Origin of the sequence: Microbacterium sp. LWH13-1.2, from assembly GCF_038397735.1 — a bacterium.
Classification (GTDB): Bacteria; Actinomycetota; Actinomycetes; order Actinomycetales; family Microbacteriaceae; genus Microbacterium.
Genome location: NZ_CP151635.1, coordinates 1,324,241 through 1,340,194, shown reverse-complemented (window position 1 = coordinate 1,340,194; position 15,954 = coordinate 1,324,241). Strand labels below are relative to the sequence as shown.

General features: G+C 66.7%; 18 protein-coding genes. 12 read left to right on the top strand and 6 right to left on the bottom strand.

The window, feature by feature from the left end; genetic code table 11:
* Positions 1-18 precede the first annotated feature (18 nt).
* Positions 19-1,344, bottom strand: a complete 1,326-nt coding sequence (locus tag MRBLWH13_RS06250) for an MFS transporter (RefSeq protein ID WP_341957407.1) — start codon at positions 1,342-1,344, stop codon at positions 19-21.
* Between the two features lie 95 nt (positions 1,345-1,439).
* Between MRBLWH13_RS06250 and MRBLWH13_RS06245 the strand changes: the two genes are divergently transcribed.
* The 7 genes from MRBLWH13_RS06245 to MRBLWH13_RS06215 all read left to right on the top strand — a co-directional run bounded on the left by MRBLWH13_RS06245 (position 1,440) and on the right by MRBLWH13_RS06215 (position 6,782).
* Positions 1,440-1,808, top strand: a complete 369-nt coding sequence (locus MRBLWH13_RS06245) for a VOC family protein (RefSeq protein WP_341957406.1) — start codon at positions 1,440-1,442, stop codon at positions 1,806-1,808.
* Between the two features lie 15 nt (positions 1,809-1,823).
* Positions 1,824-2,369 carry a GNAT family N-acetyltransferase gene (locus MRBLWH13_RS06240; protein ID WP_341957405.1) on the top strand — a complete coding sequence of 182 codons (546 nt, stop codon included), beginning with the start codon at positions 1,824-1,826 and terminating at the stop codon, positions 2,367-2,369.
* A 27-nt stretch (positions 2,370-2,396) separates the two neighbouring features.
* Positions 2,397-2,729, top strand: coding sequence for a metalloregulator ArsR/SmtB family transcription factor (locus MRBLWH13_RS06235; protein WP_341957404.1), 333 nt, complete (start codon positions 2,397-2,399; stop codon positions 2,727-2,729).
* Positions 2,726-3,217: an SRPBCC domain-containing protein gene (locus MRBLWH13_RS06230; RefSeq protein WP_341957403.1), complete on the top strand. Its 492-nt coding sequence runs from the start codon at positions 2,726-2,728 to the stop codon at positions 3,215-3,217. Before MRBLWH13_RS06235 ends, MRBLWH13_RS06230 begins: the two co-directional genes overlap by 4 nt.
* Positions 3,160-4,344 (top strand): GNAT family N-acetyltransferase, encoded by a 1,185-nt coding sequence (locus MRBLWH13_RS06225; RefSeq protein ID WP_341957402.1) that lies wholly within the window; start codon positions 3,160-3,162, stop codon positions 4,342-4,344. Before MRBLWH13_RS06230 ends, MRBLWH13_RS06225 begins: the two co-directional genes overlap by 58 nt.
* Positions 4,345-4,467: 123 nt before the next feature.
* Entirely contained in the window at positions 4,468-5,313 is an 846-nt protein-coding gene (locus MRBLWH13_RS06220; protein WP_341957401.1) for a class I SAM-dependent methyltransferase, read from the top strand.
* 47 nt (positions 5,314-5,360) lie between these two features.
* The gene (locus MRBLWH13_RS06215) at positions 5,361-6,782 is read left to right on the top strand and encodes a serine hydrolase domain-containing protein (RefSeq protein WP_341957400.1); all 1,422 of its coding nucleotides are present in this window, start codon (positions 5,361-5,363) and stop codon (positions 6,780-6,782) included.
* A 12-nt stretch (positions 6,783-6,794) separates the two neighbouring features.
* On the opposite strand, the gene MRBLWH13_RS06210 is transcribed toward MRBLWH13_RS06215, so the two are convergent.
* Genes MRBLWH13_RS06210 through MRBLWH13_RS06200 form a run of 3 tightly spaced genes read right to left on the bottom strand, consistent with a single transcriptional unit; the run spans position 6,795 to position 9,983 of the window.
* The gene (locus tag MRBLWH13_RS06210) at positions 6,795-9,143 is read right to left on the bottom strand and encodes an excinuclease ABC subunit UvrA (RefSeq protein ID WP_341957399.1); all 2,349 of its coding nucleotides are present in this window, start codon (positions 9,141-9,143) and stop codon (positions 6,795-6,797) included.
* Between the two features lie 26 nt (positions 9,144-9,169).
* A complete protein-coding gene (locus MRBLWH13_RS06205) occupies positions 9,170-9,580 on the bottom strand; it encodes a VOC family protein (protein ID WP_341957398.1) in 411 nt (136 codons plus the stop codon).
* Between the two features lie 4 nt (positions 9,581-9,584).
* The gene (locus tag MRBLWH13_RS06200; protein ID WP_341958233.1) at positions 9,585-9,983 is read right to left on the bottom strand and encodes a helix-turn-helix transcriptional regulator; all 399 of its coding nucleotides are present in this window, start codon (positions 9,981-9,983) and stop codon (positions 9,585-9,587) included.
* Between the two features lie 181 nt (positions 9,984-10,164).
* On the opposite strand from MRBLWH13_RS06200, the gene MRBLWH13_RS06195 reads away from it, so the two are divergent.
* Positions 10,165-10,764 carry a DUF308 domain-containing protein gene (locus tag MRBLWH13_RS06195; RefSeq protein ID WP_341957397.1) on the top strand — a complete coding sequence of 200 codons (600 nt, stop codon included), beginning with the start codon at positions 10,165-10,167 and terminating at the stop codon, positions 10,762-10,764.
* A gap of 84 nt (positions 10,765-10,848) precedes the next feature.
* On the opposite strand, the gene MRBLWH13_RS06190 is transcribed toward MRBLWH13_RS06195, so the two are convergent.
* Positions 10,849-11,613, bottom strand: coding sequence for an SDR family oxidoreductase (locus MRBLWH13_RS06190; RefSeq protein ID WP_341957396.1), 765 nt, complete (start codon positions 11,611-11,613; stop codon positions 10,849-10,851).
* 120 nt (positions 11,614-11,733) lie between these two features.
* Here MRBLWH13_RS06190 and MRBLWH13_RS06185 point away from each other — a divergent pair, with 120 nt between their 5' ends.
* The 4 genes from MRBLWH13_RS06185 to MRBLWH13_RS06170 all read left to right on the top strand — a co-directional run bounded on the left by MRBLWH13_RS06185 (position 11,734) and on the right by MRBLWH13_RS06170 (position 14,426).
* Positions 11,734-12,207, top strand: a complete 474-nt coding sequence (locus MRBLWH13_RS06185) for an NfeD family protein (protein ID WP_341957395.1) — start codon at positions 11,734-11,736, stop codon at positions 12,205-12,207.
* A 13-nt stretch (positions 12,208-12,220) separates the two neighbouring features.
* Positions 12,221-13,147, top strand: coding sequence for an SPFH domain-containing protein (locus MRBLWH13_RS06180; RefSeq protein ID WP_341957394.1), 927 nt, complete (start codon positions 12,221-12,223; stop codon positions 13,145-13,147).
* Entirely contained in the window at positions 13,144-13,917 is a 774-nt protein-coding gene (locus MRBLWH13_RS06175; protein WP_341957393.1) for a glycerophosphodiester phosphodiesterase family protein, read from the top strand. The genes MRBLWH13_RS06180 and MRBLWH13_RS06175 overlap by 4 nt, the downstream gene beginning before the upstream one ends.
* A 125-nt stretch (positions 13,918-14,042) precedes the next feature.
* Positions 14,043-14,426: an RNA polymerase-binding protein RbpA gene (locus MRBLWH13_RS06170; protein WP_056307766.1), complete on the top strand. Its 384-nt coding sequence runs from the start codon at positions 14,043-14,045 to the stop codon at positions 14,424-14,426.
* Here the strand turns inward: MRBLWH13_RS06170 and lnt are convergent.
* On the bottom strand, positions 14,423-15,946 hold the full coding sequence (gene lnt / locus MRBLWH13_RS06165; protein WP_341957391.1) for an apolipoprotein N-acyltransferase: 1,524 nt from the start codon (positions 15,944-15,946) through the stop codon (positions 14,423-14,425). The genes MRBLWH13_RS06170 and lnt overlap by 4 nt on opposite strands.
* Between the last annotated feature and the right edge of the window lie 8 nt (positions 15,947-15,954).

Below are 15,954 nucleotides of genomic sequence, written 5' to 3'. Positions count from 1 at the left end.
GCCTCATCCTAAGAGCTGTCAGTGTCGCTTCTCCGGATCCAGGCCCATCCGGATCCGGGTGCGCTTGCGCTCGATCACGATGAACGTCACGCCGAGGATCCAGAGCGGGATCGGCATGAGGAACGCGATGCGGAATGCGTCGAACGAGTAGGTCTCGGGTGTCCCGGCACCCTGGATGTCGAGCGCGAGGCCGATCAGCCAGATCGCGATGAGCGCGGCGATGAAGCCGCCGGCGTTGGTCACCCCTGTGGCCGTGCTCAGACGATGCGAAGGGTTGTGCGTACGGGCATGGTCGAAGGCGATCATGCTTGCGGGACCACCCGTGGCGAGAGCCACCGCGAGAACGTAGAGGAGCCAGATCGGCGCGGGCTCCGGCATGGCGAGGATCGCGACCCACGCGACGAACTGCACACCGACCGCCGGGAGCACGAGCGCGACGGAGCGCTGATTGGGGAGGCGTCTCGAGAGGTCGCCGATGATCGGCCCGAGTGCCATGCCCGCGACCACATAGACCGAGATGATTCCCGCCGCGTGGGCGGTGTCGAGCCCCTGGGCCGCCGTGAGGAACGGCATTCCCCACAGCAGGATGAAGGCGGTGCCGGCGAACGGCGCCGTGAAGTGAGACCAGAAGGCGAGTCGCGTGCCCGGGTGGGCCCATGCCGCGCGGATGCCGACGCCCGTGTCGATCGCCGAGGTGACGACCCGGATCACGCCGGTGTCGGTGTCGACCGAGACGTCTGCGCCGCGCTCGACCGGGTGGTTGCGGATGAGGAGCGCGACGAGGATCGTGAAGAGCACACCGAGTCCTGCGACGCTGCCGAACGTGACCGTCCAGGTCGTCGCGTGCAGGAGCGCGGCCAATGGGACGAGCGCGATGAGCTGGCCGCCCTGCCCGATGATGCCGGTGAACTGCACCATGATCGGCCCTCGCTGCGCGGGGAACCAGGTGGCGACGAGACGCAGCACCGCAGGAAAGATCGCTGCATCACCCGCGCCGAGCAGGATGCGTGCGAACACCGCGATGCCGATGCTGGGGGAGAGCGCCATGGTGAGTTGGCCCGCAGCCATGAGCAGCATGCCGACCGTCATGATCGGGCGGGATCCGAAACGATCGAGGAGGATTCCGATCGGGATCTGCATGCCGCCGTATACCGCGAGCTGCACCACGGCGAACAGCGCGAGCGTGGAGGCATCGGCCTGGAACCGGTCCGCCGCTTCGACGCCGACCGCTCCCAACGAGGTGCGGTTGGTGATCGCCAGAACGTAGGCGGCGACACCCACACCCCAGATGAGCCAGGCTCTCCACCCCGGCGAAGTCACGGGGGAGCTGGGAACCTGTTGCACCCTTCCACGCTACTCCTGGTGCGCGGCCTCGCCGGGCGCGCGAAGCACCGCGACGGCCTCTTCCGCATGTCAGATGCTGTCGCTACCGTGGCCGCATGACACCTGACCCCGTGCACCACTCCATCAACTACGTCGAGCTCGTCGTGAACGACCTCGAGACCGCGAAGCGCTTCTACCGCGACACCTTCGGATGGGTCTTCGTCGACTACGGTCCCGCCTATGCGGGCATCGCCTCGCCCACCGGCGACGGGACCGAGGTGGGCGGTCTTCTGCTGTCCGACCAGGCGCGTCCCGCCGGCGGTCCGCTCGTGCTCCTGTACTCCGACGACCTCGATGCCACGCACGCCGCGATAACGGAAGCCGGCGGCGCAGTGACTCAGGGGCCGTACGACTTCCCGGGCGGTCGACGACTGCATTTCGTGGACCCGAGCGGCAACGAGCTCGGAGTCTGGGCAGCACAGTGAGGGCAGAATGGGTGTGTGACCTCGTCCCGTCTGCACTCGTCGCCTGACCGACCCGGGCTGTCGATCCGGGTCAGGGAATCGCGGTGGGACGAAGCCGATACGGCTGCGGTGAGTACGCTCGTCCGCACCTACCTCCTGCAGACCGAAGCGGAGAAGCATGAGCGCGGTCGGGCCGAGTCGGCTGTGCCGATCACGGGGTTGCCGCCACGATACGAGCGCGAGGTGGCGGACCCGCGCGTCTCGTATGCCGACTGCACGACACTTGTCGCCGTCATCGGGCAGCAGCCTGTCGGGGTCGTGATCATTCGGATCGCCGGGGGAGAGACCGAGATCAAGCGCCTCTGGGCGGATCCGGATCTTCGCGGGCGCGGACTCGGATCCGCATTGCTGGATGCGGCGCTGGCGCTGACCTCTGGCAACGTCCGCCTGTCCGTCTGGGACTGGCGGGCTCCGGCGATCGGGTTGTACGAATCCCGTGGGTTCGTCCGTGTCGAGTCGTGGGATGACCGGGAGGGACTCGTCTGCATGACGAGGCCCGCACATACTGTGCCCTTGCGCTAACCTTCCACGCGCGCAATACTTACCCTCATGGCAAACCATGACGGTGTGAACGAGGTCTTTCTCGCTCTCGCCGACCCGACGCGGCGCGAGGTCATCCGATCGCTCGGGCGTGGACCCGCGAGCGTGGGGGAGCTCGCCCAGCCCTTCGCGATCACACTGCCGTCGTTCCTGAAGCACATCCGCGCGCTGGAGGAGAGCGGACTCATCCGCACCTCGAAAAGCGGACGTGTGCGCACCTGCACACTCGATCCCGAGCGTCTCGCCGTCATCGGCGATTGGCTTGACGAGCAACGCCGGCTCTGGCATGAGCGAACGGACCGACTCGAGTCCCTGGTGACCGACCTGGAGGAGACAGTATGACCAGCACAGCCCTCGACCCGCGTCTCGATCTGACTCTGGAGAGGACGATCCGGGCGTCACCGTCGGCGGTGTGGCGCGCATGGACAGACCCGCAGCTTCTCGCACAGTGGTGGATTCCGGCCCCCATGCAGGCGCGCGTCGACCACCTCGACGTGCATCCGGGCGGCGGCTTCGTCACCAGCATGCGGGAGCCCGCGGGGGAGTACTTCCCGCACACGGATGGCATCTTCCTCGTCGTCGAGCCAGGACGACGGCTGCTCTTCGCGAATGTGGTCGACAGCGCCTGGCGCCCTGCGAAGCCCGAACCAGTATCGATGACGGCGGAGATCACGCTCGACGAGCATCCCGAGGGCACGGCTTACCGCGTGGTCGTTCGACACGGAGATCCCGCTGCGCGAGATCTGCACGAGGACCTCGGATTCTTCGAGGGGTGGTGCTCGGTGACGGCGGCTCTGGCCGACCTCGCCGAATCCGGGTCGACGACGTGAACTCGACCGCTTCGGCTCCCGCACGAGGAGCGCTGGGGGAAACGACCTTGCGGACGGATCGGCTGACTCTCCGGCCGCAGGTGGTGGCGGACGCCGAGGTATTCCATCGGCTGTGGAGCGAACGAGACGAACGCGTGCCGCCGCACCGCAGACCCGACGCGACTGGCCACCCGACGGTCTCCGACATAGCGGCTCACATCGCCGAGGAGCGAGACCGGCGCTCCGACCTGCTGTCCGTCCAAGACGCGACGACCGGCGAGGTGTATGGATACTGCGGGCTCATCTTCGCAGGCAAGGGATCAGCGGACGAGCCGGAGATCGCCTTCGAACTTCTGAGCAGGGTCCACAATCACGGCTACGCGACGGAAGCCGCCCGAGCGGTCCTCGCGTGGTCCGACGCCGAGGGATACGAGCGACTCTGGGCGAGCGTATGGGACTGGAATGTCGCCTCGCGTCGTGTTCTCGAGAAGCTCGGCTTCGAGAATTCGGGCGACGATCTTCCGACCGGCGAACATGGACGGACGATCCTGACAGTGCGGGCGCCGAGACTCAAGCCAGCGCCCGTTGCCGAGCATGTCATCACCGTAGAACACGGAGCGCTGTCAGAGTCCCAGACGGCTGCGCTGCGCGACCTCTTCGATTCCGAGTACCGAGAGACGCACGGCGAGTGGGACCCTGACCGTCCGTACGGTTATTCTCCCGCGGACGTGCACACGATGATCTTCCATGGGAACGCGGCCGTTGCCCACGTCGGCTTCCAGCGACGCGTCATACGGGTTGGGGAGCGCATGGTCACAGTCGCCGGGACCGGGGGAGTCCTGGTCCATCCGGACTGGCGCTCCCGCGGGGCCGGACGTCGGGTGATGACCCACGCCCAGCAGGCGATGCGCGACGACGATCGTGTCGAATTCGGCTATCTCGGCTGCCGAGAGGAGGTCACGTCGTTCTACGAGCGCACCGGCTGGACACGGGTGAACGCTGTGGAGCGCCATGTGTCGATGAGCGGTGCGAAGGCGACCGTGACGTCTGGCGGTGCGCCGATCCTCGTCTACGCCTGCCCGAACCTGCGCGCTGGGGCAGAGCAGTGGCCGCAGGGCGACATCGACCTCAACGGCACGCCCTGGTGATCCTCGCGCGCATGACCCTCGATCAAGTACTTCGGGGAGGCGTCTTCGAACGTGAGCTGACATAATGTGCATTATCGGCGATACCGCGAGCGGGGTGACAGCTGCTCTCACTAAGCTCGAGCCGTGAACGGAGACAGTGTCGAGATCGGCTGGGATGCCGCACGCAGCGCGAACCTGCGGAACTGGGATGATCGCGTGCCGCTGCACGAAGAGGCATACGGATTGGATGCCTATGACGATCCGAGCCATATCAGCGATGTCGTGAGCGACGATCTGCCGGTGCTCGATCGTTTCGTGCGTGGTGGAAACCTCTCAGGACTCGATGTCTGCCACCTGCAATGCCACATCGGCACCGATACGATCTCGCTGGCTCGTTCCGGTGCCCGCGTGACGGGCGTGGACTTCTCGGAGCCTGCGCTGCGGGTGGCCGCCTCTCTCGCGGAACGCACCGGAACCGCGGCGACCTGGGTCCAGACCGACGTCCTCGAAGCCAGGAACGCGGTGTCGGGTGACTTCGATGTCGTGTACACGAGCATCGGCACCATCTGCTGGCTGCAGGATCTCGATCGCTGGGCCGCTCAGATCGTCGCCCTGCTGCGTCCGGGCGGGACTTTCTTCATCAGAGACGGTCATCCGGCGCTCCTCGCCCTCGACGAGGATGCAGAGGGCTTCGTCACGCGCTATTCCTATTTCGGGGACGGCCGCGCACAACAGTGGGATGACGAGACCACGTACGCCGGAGATGGGACGGTCGCGCATGCCCGGACCTATGAATGGCCGCATCCGCTGTCCGAGATCCTCGGTTCGCTGCTCCGCGCCGGTCTCCGCCTCGTCCACTTCGACGAGGGTCGCACACTCCCCTGGCGGTTCAGCCCTCGGATGGTCGAGGTCCCGCGCGGCTATGCCTGGCCGGAGGCGGAGCGCAACCTCATCCCGTGCACCTTCACGATCGTGGCGTACAAGGACTGACTGCAGCGAGCCCTGCCATATCGGTACGGGGCCCGTACGATGACGTCGTGTCCTTGCCGCGTACCTCCCCCGCATCCGTCGACGTCTCGTCCTCGGCCATCGGTGCGCTCCTGGATCGTCTCGAGCGGAGGGGGATCGAGTGCCATTCGCTCATGATCGTTCGCCGCGGCCACGTCGTCGCAGAAGGCTGGTGGGCTCCCTACTCCGCTGACGAACCGCATCTGCTCTACTCGCTGACGAAGTCCTTCACGGCGATGGGAGTAGGCCTCGTCGTGGACGACGGACTGCTGACCCTCGATGATCGAATCGTCGACGTACTGCCGCATCATGTTCCCGACGACATTCCCGCCGAAGCGCGCGTTCTCACCGTTCAGCATCTCCTGACGATGACCGCCGGCCATGCCGAAGACACGCTCGAGAGCGCATGGGCGCTCGAACCGAGCGATCTCGTGCGCGGATACCTGCGGATGCCGATCGAAGCAGCGCCTGGGACGCGGCACACCTACGACAACGCGACGACCTTCATTCTGGCGCGGATGATCGAGCATGTCTCCGGGCAGACGCTCCCCCGGTTGCTGGACGACCGACTGTTCGGACCGATGGGCATCACCGGGGCCGAATGGGATCGAGTCGGCAGCGGCGCGGTCTTCGGGTTCCATGGATTGCACCTCACGACCGAGGCCGTCGCAGCCTTCGGCGAGCTGATGCTGCGCGGCGGCGAATGGCAGGGGCGTCAGCTGCTGTCTCGCGAGTGGGTCGCTTCGGCGACGCGCAAGCATATCGACAGCAGGCACTTCTCACCAGGCGCCCCGGGTGCGGACTTCCACTCCGGTTACGGCTATCAGATCTGGATGTCCGCGCACGGCTTCCACGGCAACGGAGCATACGGCCAGCAGTGCATCGTCGTGCCTGATCTCGACGTGGTCGTCGTCCTCACCGCAGCGCACACGGAGATAGGTCACGCGCAGGATGCGCTGGATGCGATCCGGGACTCTCTGCTGCCTGGGATCGATACGTCAGGTGATGTCGGTGGTGATCTCATGCTCATGCGCAGGCTTCGACACCTTGCTCTTCCTATGGTCCACGGCGACCCGGGACCCGCCTCGACCGACTCCCGGGCGATCGTCGATGCCTCGCACCCGGACTCCGGGCTCCCGAGCGGCACTCCGGTGGTCCTTCATCCACAATCGGGCGGCTGGCTCCTACGATTCGGGGAGCTCTTCGCACTTCCCGTCGGCTTCGGACACTGGGCGCGGAGTGCTCCGCTCGGGCGGCCGCTCGCTGCGGCCGGCGCATGGCAGGGAGACGCCTTCGTGGCGGAGCTCCACGTCGTGAACACGCCCCACCGTGTCCGGTTGACCGTCCGCGGTGCGAGGGCGGAGCTCAGGTGGGTGACCGTTCCTCTGACCGGAACGGACCTGGTCACCCATGCGACATCACCGTTGATGACCCGTCCCGACGTCGCGTGACCAGGCTGTGCCCTATGCCCCGACGTACGCGGCGAGGTGCTCCCCCGTCACCGTCGACTTCGCCGCCACGAGATCTGCGGGGCTTCCTTCGAAGACCACTCGTCCGCCGTCGTGCCCGGCGCCCGGACCGATGTCGATGATCCAGTCGGCGTGGGCCATCACCGCCTGGTGGTGTTCGATGACGATCACCGTCTTGCCCGATTCCACGAGCCTGTCGAGCAGCCCCAGGATGTTCTGGACGTCGGCGAGGTGCAGACCGGTGGTGGGCTCGTCGAGGACGTAGGTGTCGCCCTTCTCCCCCATCTGGATCGCCAGCTTGATGCGCTGCCGCTCACCGCCCGACAGCGTCGACAGCGGCTGGCCGAGCGAGAGGTAGCCGAGCCCGACGTCTTCGAGGCGCCCGAGAATGGCAGCCGCCGCCGGCAGCTTCGCATCGCCCTCGGAGAAGAAGATCCGCGCCTCGGAGACCGGCAGATCCAGCACCTGGGTGATGTCCTTGCCTGCGAGCTTGTACTCGAGCACGGCGGCCTGGAAGCGCTTGCCGCCGCAGTCCTCGCACGGCGTCTCGATCGTGTCCATGAACCCGAGCTCGGTGATGATGACGCCCGCGCCCTTGCATGTCGGACAGGCGCCCTCGGAGTTCGCGCTGAAGAGGGCGGGCTTCACCCCGTTGGCCTTCGCGAACGCCTTGCGGATGGGCTCGAGCAGTCCGGTGTAGGTCGCAGGGTTGCTGCGGCGTGAGCCCTTGATCGCTCCCTGATCGATCGCGACGACGCCCTCGAGCTTCGACACCGAGCCGTGGATGAGCGAGCTCTTGCCCGAACCTGCGACGCCGGTGACGACGGTGAGCACGCCCGTGGGGATGTCGACATCGACATCCTGCAGGTTGTTCGCCGTGGCGCCGCGCACCTCGATCGCCCCGTTGCTCGTGCGCACAGAGGGCTTGAGCGCTGCTCGGTCGTCGAGGTGCTTTCCCGTGCGGGTGCCGCTGGCCTTGAGCGCTTCGACCGTGCCCTCGAAGCAGATCTCGCCGCCTGCGCTCCCCGCGCCAGGACCGAGGTCGATCACATGGTCTCCGATGGCGATGGTCTCGGGCTTGTGCTCGACCACGAGAACGGTGTTGCCCTTGTCGCGCAGCCGCAGCAGCAGCGTGTTCATGCGCTGGATGTCGTGCGGGTGCAGCCCGATCGTGGGCTCGTCGAACACATAGGTCACATCCGTCAGCGACGAGCCGAGGTGACGGAGCATCTTGATGCGCTGCGCCTCTCCCCCGGACAGCGTGCCCGACGGGCGTTCGAGACTCAGATAGCCGAGGCCGAGCGTGACGAACGCGTCGAGGTTCGCGCTCAGCGCCTCAAGGAGCGGCGCGGCACCGGGAAGCTCGAGACCGCGCACCCACGCCGCGAGGTCGGTGACCTGCATGCGGCACGCGTCAGCGATGCTGATCCCGTCGATCTTCGACGAGCGAGCGCCCTCGGTGAGTCGGGTGCCGTCGCACTCGGGGCAGGTCGCAAAGGTCGCGACGCGCTCGACGAACGCGCGGATGTGGGGCTGCAGCGCGTCGAGATCCTTCGAGAGCATCGACTTCGTGATCTTCGGGATCAGTCCCTCGTAGGTCATGTTGATGCCCGAGATCTTGACCTTTGTGACCTCGCCATAGAGGAACAGCTGCCGCTGCTTCTCCGTGAACTCGGCGACCGGCTTGTCGGCCGGGTAGAAGCCGGAGGCCGAGAAGCCCTTCACCATCCACCCGTCCGCCGTGTACCCCGGCACCATGATCGCGCCCTCGTCGAGCGACTTCGACTCGTCGACGATCTGAGCGAGGTCGAGGTCGGAGACCGCTCCCCTGCCCTCGCATCTGGGGCACATGCCGCCGAGGTAGATCGCGTCCTTGACGATCTTCTTCTCGCCGCCCGGCCCCGTCATCACGCCGCTGGCCTTCTGGGTGGGGATGTTGAACGAGAAGGCGGTCGGTCCGCCGATGTAGGGCTGGCCCAGCTTGCTGAACAGGATGCGCAGCATCGCGTTCGCGTCGGTCACCGTGCCGACTGTCGATCGGGGGTTCGCCCCGAGGCGCTCCTGATCGACGATGATCGAGGTCGTGAGCCCCTCGAGGACGTCGACGTCCGGCCGGGGCACTGACGGCATGAATCCCTGCACGAAGGCGCTGTAGGTCTCGTCGATCATGCGCCTCGATTCGGCGGCGATCGTGTCGAACACGAGAGAGCTCTTGCCGGATCCCGAGACGCCCGTGAACACCGTCAGCCGACGCTTCGGGATGTCGACGCTGACCTCTTTGAGGTTGTTCTCGCGGGCACCCTGAACGCGGATCAGGTCGTGGCCGTCTGCAGCGTGTGTCATGGTCGTCCTCGGGTTTCTCGGCCTGCTCAGCCGGCCTGGTTGATACGGAGAAGATTGCCCGCGGGATCGCGGAAGGCGCAGTCGCGCACGCCGTACGGCTGGTCCATGGGCTCCTGCACGACATCGGCGCCCTGCTCGACCAGTCTCTCGAACAGTCCGTCGAGGTCGTCGCTCGCGAGCGTGAGAGCGGTGTAGCTGCCCTTCGCGATGAGTTCGAGGATCGTCTGCCGTTCGGCATCCGTGATCCCAGGGTCCGTCGCCGGCGGATGCAGCACGATCGAGGTTTCGGGTTGGCCCTCAGGGCCGACCGTGAGCCATCGGAGACCGTCGTAGCCGACGTCGTTGCGCACCTCGAATCCGAGGGCGTCGCGGTAGAAGCCGAGGGCTGCCTCGGCATCCGTGTGCGGAAGGAATGCGTAGTGGATGCTGATGTTCATGGGTTCAGGTTAGGTGTGCGTCCGTGCGCGGTGCTTCTTGATTCCTGATCGGTCGGATGACGTGCTTCGCGTGGATGGTCGGAATGCCTTCGACGTGGGTCGCGCGTTCACGGTACACGCGGGGTGAGACACCGACGAGCTCGGTGAACCTCGTGCTGAAGGTGCCGAGCGACGAGCTCCCGACCTCGAAGCACACCTCCGTCACCGAGAGGTCGCCCCGACGCAGCAGCGCCATAGCCCGTTCGATCCGACGGGTCATCAGATACGAGTAAGGAGACTCGCCGTATGCGTCGCGGAAGCGCCGGCTCAGATGACCGGCGCTCATGTGCACGCCCTTCGCGAGGGCTTCGACGTCGAGCGGCTTCGCGTACTCGCGATCGATCCTGTCGCGCACCTTGCGCATGACGACGAGTTCACGCAGCCGGGCGTCATCGTCAGGGGTCACGCCTAGATTTTGCCATGACGCCCGGCGTCGCACTGTGAAAACGTGCGACATATCGATACTGCCCTCCCCCACTTCAGGCTCGGACAGCGCTACCCTGGCAGCATCCCTCACAGGGATTTCTCAGAAAGGGTCCCCAACCATGTCTGATCCACTCGCTACCGAAGCGAAGTCATTGTTCAAGTCCATCCGCATCGTGCTCGCGGTCTCCGGCGTCATCGCGCTGATCGCGGGCATCGTCCTCCTCGTGTGGCCGGTCAAGTCCGCGGTCATCGTCACGGGCATCTTCGCGTCCTACCTCGTGGTCGCCGGCCTCGTCTACATCGGGCTCGGCATCTTCTCCCGGGTGAAGGGCGGCTGGGCCCGCGTGGGACATATCGTCCTCGGCCTGGTCTACATCGTCGCAGGTGTCATCGCGTTCGCGAACCTCGGGGTCGCCGCGGCGACGCTCGCCCTCGTCGTCGTGATCTTCATCGGCATCAGCTGGATCGTCGACGGAGTGGTCGCCCTGTCACTGCTCGGACAGGACGGCTCGCGCGTCTGGACGCTCCTCTACGCACTGCTCAGCATCGTCGCCGGAATCGTGGTGCTCTTCTCGCCGCTGTACGCGGCCGCCGTGCTGTGGCTGGTGCTCGGCATCTCGCTCGTCGTGCTCGGCATCGTGCAGATCGTTCGCGCGATCACGCTCGGCAAGGACGCGAAGGGCTTCGTGGCCTCGGTCGAGTCCGACGGCGTCCGCTGACGCCTCCGAGAACGAGAAGAGGGCCCCGTCCACTCGGACGGGGCCCTCTTCTCGTTCGCTCCGATCACTCGGTGGCGACGCAGATCATTCGGTGGCGAACGCGCTCACGTCACCCACGAGACGCGTGTTGTCAGCCGGCACGGCGTCGACCGCGGCACGAGCGACCTCGGCGGCGAACTCCGACACGTTGTAGAGCTTGCCTGCCGACTCGCGGCGTTCCGCGATAGCACCGGGGTTCGCGCGCTCGAGCAGCGTGGCGGTGATGGTTCCCTCGATCATGTCGCCGGAGACGACGGTGAAGCCGATCCCCTTCTCGGCGAGGCCGGGGATGCGCTCTCGGAGGGCATCCTCGCCCGCGCGCTTGGACAGCGCCACCGGCTCGTACTCGGGCATCGTGGGCGTCGTACGGATGAAGTGCGCCTGGTGGCTGGTGACGAAGACGACGCGCGCGTCGTCGCTGAGCAGAGGCGTGGCCGCATCGAGCACGCTGAGCTGCGCGTCGCGGTTCAGAAGGAGCGCGTAGTCCTCGGCCATTCCCGACTCCATGCCGCCGGAGGCGTTGAGCACCAGAACGTCCAGACGACCGAACTCGGCCTTCACCGCGTCGAACATCTCGCCGACCGACGCCGGGTCGGTCAGGTCCGCACCGACGACGAGCACACGACGTCCGAGTTCGCGCAGCTGCGTGGCGAGCTTCTCGGCACGCGGCGCCTTGTTCCGGAAGTTGATGACGACGTCCGCGCCGGCCTCGGCGAGGTAGCGGACCGTGTCGGCGCCGATGCCCCGGGACGAGCCTGTGACAAGGGCGACCTTGCCGTCGAGGGAACCTGCGGGAAGAACGTCGGTCACGGTGACTCCTTGAATGCGCGGATCGCCGTGATCGCACGGCCGTTCCAGACTACCAAGCGGGCACTGCGGCACCCCAAGCGCGACGGGGCCGCGTGATAGGTTGACCGCAAAGGAGGCCGCATGGACAACTTCCCCGTTTTCATCGATCTGGTCGAGAACTGGGCATGGATCGGCTGGCTGGTCCTCATCGCTCTGTTCCTCGTGATCGAGATGCTCACCCTCGATTTCACGTTCCTGATGCTCAGCTTCGGCAGCACCGTCGGGCTCGTGACGGATCTCGTGGGCCTCCCGGTCTGGGCGCAGGTGATCATCGCCGCAGTGGCCGCGGCGGCTTTCATCCTCTTCCTCCGTCCTCCTCTGCTGAGGCGCCTGCGGCGCGGCGAAGACCCCACCAAGTCGAACGTCGACGCTCTGCTCGATCTCCGGGGCATCGCCCTGCAGGACGTCACCCAGATCTCCGGCCAGGTGAAGCTCAGCAACGGCGACACCTGGACCGCACGATCGGGCTCGGTCGTCGCCATCCCCCAGGGCTCCCCCGTCGCGATCACAGCGATCAACGGAGCCACCGCCATCGTCCGTCCCGTCAACGACTAGGTAGGAGAGTCCCGTGAACGATTCCTCGTTCATCCCGACCGCGATCCTGTGGATCCTCGTGATCGCGATCATCATCTTCGTGGTGGTCACACTGGCGCGAGCCATCCGCATCATCCCGCAGGCGACCGCCGGCGTGGTCGAGCGGCTCGGCCGCTATCACAAGACCCTCATGCCCGGTCTCAACATCCTCGTGCCGTTCATCGATCGGCTCCGTCCGCTCATCGACATGCGTGAGCAGGTCGTCTCCTTCCCGCCGCAGCCGGTCATCACCGAGGACAACCTCGTCGTCTCGATCGACACCGTGGTGTACTTCCAGGTGACCGATGCCCGCGCCGCGACGTACGAGATCGCGAACTACCTCGGTGCCGTCGAGCAGCTCACCACGACCACGCTCCGCAACGTCGTCGGTGGTCTGAACCTCGAAGAGGCTCTGACCAGTCGTGACAACATCAACGGGCAGCTGCGTGTCGTGCTCGACGAGGCCACCGGCAAGTGGGGCATCCGCGTGGGCCGAGTCGAGCTGAAGGCGATCGATCCGCCCATCTCCATCCAGGACTCGATGGAGAAGCAGATGCGCGCAGAGCGTGACCGTCGTGCCGCGATCCTCACGGCAGAGGGTACGAAGCAGTCCGCGATCCTCGAAGCCGAGGGCGCACGACAGGCCGAGATCCTGCGTGCAGAGGGCGACAAGCAGGCCGCGGTGCTTCGAGCACAGGGTGAGGCCGAGGCTATCCAGAACGTCTTCACCGCGATCCATCAGGGTGAGCCGGACGACAAGCTGCTCGCGTACCAGTACCTCCAGATGCTGCCGAAGATCAGCGAGGGCCAGTCGAACAAGCTCTGGATCATCCCGAGCGAGCTGACCGAGGCCCTCAAGGGAATCGGCAGTGCGTTCACGCCGAAGCCCGGGCAGCCTCCGACGAACCATCCGGGCGCGTGACGCACCCGTACTTCGAGAAGGCGCGACACCCCCGAGTCCTCGCTCACCGTGGTCTGGTCACCGCAGCGGGCGAGGACTCCGGTGTGTGGGAGAACTCGGCGGCCGCCTTCGCCGCCGCGCACGCGGCCGGTGCCGAGTACATCGAGACGGACTGCCAGGTCACGGCCGACGGCGACGTCGTGCTGTTCCACGACGAGACGCTGGAGCGACTGACCGGGGACACTCGAGCGATCCGCGAGGTGCGCACTCGCGAACTCTCGCGGATCTTCGCCGACCATGGCGGGTTGCTCACGGTCCCGGACGCGCTTTCGTCCTTTCCGACCTCCCGCTTCAACATCGACGTCAAGACCGCGGAGGCCCCCAATCTCCTCGGTCCGCTGCTCGTCGACCACACGCACCGCGTCCTCGTGACCAGCTTCTCGGACGCGAACCGTCGTGCCGCGATCGCCGCGGTGCTGCGCGCCGGCACCGCTCTGCGCCCGGCCACATCCGGGGGCAGCCGGACGATCGCCGCTCTCCGCTCCCTCTCCGCGCTCCGCCTCTCCCCCGCCCGCCTGCTGCGCGACATCGACGCGCTGCAGATCCCGGAGCGGCACTCGGGGCTCAGGATCCTCACGCCCGCGTTGCTCCGCGCAGCGCACCGCCACGACGTCGAGGTGCACGTCTGGACGGTGAACGATGCCGACGACATGCGTCGTCTGGTCGCCTTCGGCGTGGACGGGGTCGTGTCGGACCACGCAGACCTCGCTCTGGCCACTCTCGCGCGCTGAGCTCGCCACGCCGCCCATACGCTCTCGCGCTGGGATTCCGCTGTGAATAGCACCGAGAACCCGGCTGCGTGGATGAAGCGCACAGGCTGGAGCGTTATACCTGACAGCGACGAGAGGACCACACAATGGCAGATCGCAGCCTACGCGGCATCCGACTCGGCGCCCAGAGCCTACAGAGCGAAGAGGGCGTCGTTTTCATGGAGCGCCGTGAAACCACCTATACCTGTGACGCCTGCGGCCATGTCACGAACCTGATGTTCGCGGCGGATGCCGAGCCGCCTCAGACCTGGGAATGCCGCGCCTGCGGCGCTGACGCCCGTCTGAACGTCGACGGCCAGGCCGTCACGCTCGACGCGAGCGACGAGAAGGCCGCACGCACGCACTGGGACATGCTGATGGAGCGCCGCACGCGCGCCGAGCTCGAGGAGCTCCTCGAAGAGCGTCTCGCGTTCATCCGCGCCCGCCGCGGCGCCGGAGAAGACCCGACCCGCGAGAAGATCGGCGCTTAGCGCCGCCTGGCACGCAGCCACCCGAAGGCCAGCGCGCCCAGTCCGCCCCACAGCAGAATCTGCTGGATCCAGGGGCCGAGAACCACTCCCGCTGTGAGGCCGGAACGCAGCTCGACATCCTCGAGCAGCGCTCCGGCCTCTCCCGCATCCAGGCTCGAGACGGTGGAACCGTCCGGTCGGATGATCTGGCTGGTGCCCACGGTCGAGATGTTGACCACACTGCGGCCCGTCTCGATCGCACGCATGCGAGCGAATGAGAGCTGCTGAAGGTTCTCGTCGGTGCCGCGGAAGTCGGCGTTGTTCGTCTGGAGCACGAGCACCTCGGCCCCGGCGCCGAGCCCCTCATTGATCACGTCGTCGTAGATGACGTCGAAGCAGATGGCGAGTCCGACCTTCACGCCATCGACATCGACCACCGGGGAGTTCGATCCCGGGGTGTACTCGCGCTGAATGAGACCGATCAGATCAGGGGCGAGCGCGTTGAAGAAGGCTCGGTCGGGCACATACTCTCCGAAGGGGACGGGGTGCCTCTTGTCGTGGATCTGCTCGGAGGTTCCCTCTTCTGTCCAGAGCAGGGACGTGTTGTAGTACAGCCCGTCGCGCTCCGTCGCGGCGTTCGCGAGCAGAGGAGCACCCATACGCGTCGCGACCAGGGTCATGCGCCGAGCGAGTGCATCGGACTGGAACGGGTCGTAGTCGAGTGATCCTTCCGGCCACACCACGAGATCCGCATCCTCTCCGTACAGCGGCGCTGTCGCATCGGTCTGCGCCTGGACGATGGAGTACTGCTCGCGCTCGTCGAAGTAGCCGCTCGGGCCGTTGCCCTGCACTGCGGCGATGCGCATCTCCCCGCTGACGGTCGTCGGGAAGAGCGGCGTGACGAGGAGCACGATCGTCACCAGCACCGGGGTGACCAGTGCGGTCGGGCGTCTCCACTCCCGCGTGCGCACGACTTCGATCGCCGAAGCGACGAGGAACACCATCAGGAAGCTGAGTCCGCTCACGCCGATCCAGGAGGTGACGGGCGCCAGAGGGCTCTCCGCCTGGGTCATTCCGAGGCGCGCCCAGGGGAAGCCGCCGTAGGGCCACGAGCCCACGAAGAGCTCGCGCCCGACCCAGAGGGCGGCGACCACCGCGGGGAGCAGCAGAAGACGCGCCCAGCGCCCGGAGAACGCCGTCGGGATCCATCGGTACGCGAGAGTGACGAGGATCAGCGCCAGCGCCGTGAGTGCACCTTCGAGGATGCTCAGGGCCGCCCACGGCACCGGGCCGAGGTAGCGCGAAGTCCATGACACGAGAAGAGCGAAGAAGACGATGCCGTAGACAGCGCCCACCAGCAGCGCTCCCCCGGCGCGCCGGCCGATCAGAGCGACGAGCAGCAGCGCGGTCGAGGGAAAGGCGAGAGCCCATACCGCCGCGTCCGGATACGAGAGATCCATCAGGAGCGCCGCCATCGCCGCGGCGGGGAGGGCGAGCGAGAGCGGTAGAAGAGGGCGCTGTCGCGCGCGGGGTTCAGACATCCGTCCCA

Excerpts from the sequence above, each read along its gene's own strand:
- MRBLWH13_RS06245 (WP_341957406.1), top strand. The coding sequence starts at position 1,440 with ATGACACCTGACCCCGTGCACCACTCCATCAACTACGTCGAGCTCGTC.
- MRBLWH13_RS06235 (WP_341957404.1), top strand. The coding sequence starts at position 2,397 with ATGGCAAACCATGACGGTGTGAACGAGGTCTTTCTCGCTCTCGCCGAC.
- MRBLWH13_RS06230 (WP_341957403.1), top strand. The coding sequence starts at position 2,726 with ATGACCAGCACAGCCCTCGACCCGCGTCTCGATCTGACTCTGGAGAGG.
- MRBLWH13_RS06210 (WP_341957399.1), bottom strand. The coding sequence starts at position 9,143 with ATGACACACGCTGCAGACGGCCACGACCTGATCCGCGTTCAGGGTGCC.
- MRBLWH13_RS06205 (WP_341957398.1), bottom strand. The coding sequence starts at position 9,580 with ATGAACATCAGCATCCACTACGCATTCCTTCCGCACACGGATGCCGAG.
- MRBLWH13_RS06200 (WP_341958233.1), bottom strand. The coding sequence starts at position 9,983 with ATGCGCAAGGTGCGCGACAGGATCGATCGCGAGTACGCGAAGCCGCTC.
- MRBLWH13_RS06195 (WP_341957397.1), top strand. The coding sequence starts at position 10,165 with ATGTCTGATCCACTCGCTACCGAAGCGAAGTCATTGTTCAAGTCCATC.
- MRBLWH13_RS06185 (WP_341957395.1), top strand. The coding sequence starts at position 11,734 with ATGGACAACTTCCCCGTTTTCATCGATCTGGTCGAGAACTGGGCATGG.
- MRBLWH13_RS06170 (WP_056307766.1), top strand. The coding sequence starts at position 14,043 with ATGGCAGATCGCAGCCTACGCGGCATCCGACTCGGCGCCCAGAGCCTA.
- lnt (WP_341957391.1), bottom strand. The coding sequence starts at position 15,946 with ATGTCTGAACCCCGCGCGCGACAGCGCCCTCTTCTACCGCTCTCGCTC.